The 1,195-nt window shown below is 59.5% G+C and carries 2 protein-coding genes; both read left to right on the plus strand.

The features are described from left to right. Positions 1-367: 367 nt before the first annotated feature. Complete coding sequence (locus FJ949_RS30150) at positions 368-634, plus strand: type II toxin-antitoxin system ParD family antitoxin (protein ID WP_140501644.1); 267 nt, start codon at positions 368-370, stop codon at positions 632-634. A gap of 3 nt (positions 635-637) precedes the next feature. Then, on the plus strand, positions 638-949 hold the full coding sequence (locus FJ949_RS30155; RefSeq protein ID WP_140501646.1) for a type II toxin-antitoxin system RelE/ParE family toxin: 312 nt from the start codon (positions 638-640) through the stop codon (positions 947-949). The last annotated feature ends 246 nt before the right edge of the window (positions 950-1,195 follow it).

A 1,195-nucleotide genomic window follows, 5' to 3' on the forward strand; every position in this document is an offset into this window, starting at 1 on the left:
AGCCAAGCCAAGCCAAGCCAAGCCAAGCCAAGCCAAGCCAAGCCAAGCCAAGCCAAAGCGTTCAGGGCCAAGCCTCGGTCGTTCCATGCCTCGGGGCCAAGACGAGCTCTCAGCTCGCGCGGCGGAAAATTGGGCTTCCCAGAGCCGAGGCCAGCCACGAAAATGCAAAATGGATTCAGCCGGCAGGATTCCATCTCAGCCGGCTTCAGCGCCAGCTGTCCCGGAGGGATCGCGAGGAGCAGATCCCACCTATCGGCTGCAGGCGCTATCCCCGATCGCGACGGCCCGACCGAGGCGATATTGCTAATATCTGACATCTATTGCTAAATCCGTGCCGTGATCCCATGTCTCTTTCCGGGAGGTTGTCATGCCCAACTACGCTCTGAACGACCACTATGAGCGCTTCATCAGGAAACAGCTCGAATCAGGTCGCTACAACAATGCCAGCGAGGTTGTTCGCGCCGGCCTGCGCATGCTCGAGGATTTCGAGGCGGAGCGGGAAAGATGGCTGCGCGAGGAAATTCCGGGCCGCTTGGCCGAGCTCCAGCAGGATCCAGCTAAAGGAATTCCGGCCGATGTGGTTTTTTCTCGGCTGGAGGCGCGCCATCGCGCGAAACAGGCGAAAGCCAAGTAGGGGATGGTCTATCGGATCGTCTTTCATCCCGCCGCACAAGCCGAACTCGAACGGCTCTATGACGACATAGCCGAGCGGGCATCGCCGGCGATCGCGTGGAATTTTGTCGCGGGTATTCAAGACCATTGTCTCGGTCTATCGACTTTTCCACAGCGTGGCACCGAGCGGCGCGAGATCATGCCCGGACTGCGGATCATCGGCTACCGACGGGCGGTCAGCATTGCCTTTGCGGTCGAGGGCGAGCAGGTGCTGATCCTGGGCATCTTCTACGCAGGCCGGAACATCACACCGGAATTGCTGGAGGATCGCCGCTGAAAGCCGCTCTGGCAAGATCCGCGGCCGTCGGGCGGACAGCGATTTTCAAAGCGAGGCATACGGTCCGAAGCGAGCATCCCAGGCGCGACCAAGCGCAAAAAGCGATGTGGAAACTCAGCCTAGCCAACTCACGAATTTCGACCCTGCGGATATCTCCACCAGAAATCGAAAAAACATCTGAGATCGGTGTTGACAGTTTGTCGGGGTGGCGACTATATACGCCTCACGAACGAGGGCGGTGCGCCG

Source organism: Mesorhizobium sp. B2-4-1 (assembly GCF_006442185.1).
In the GTDB taxonomy this organism is placed as follows: Bacteria; Pseudomonadota; Alphaproteobacteria; order Rhizobiales; family Rhizobiaceae; genus Mesorhizobium.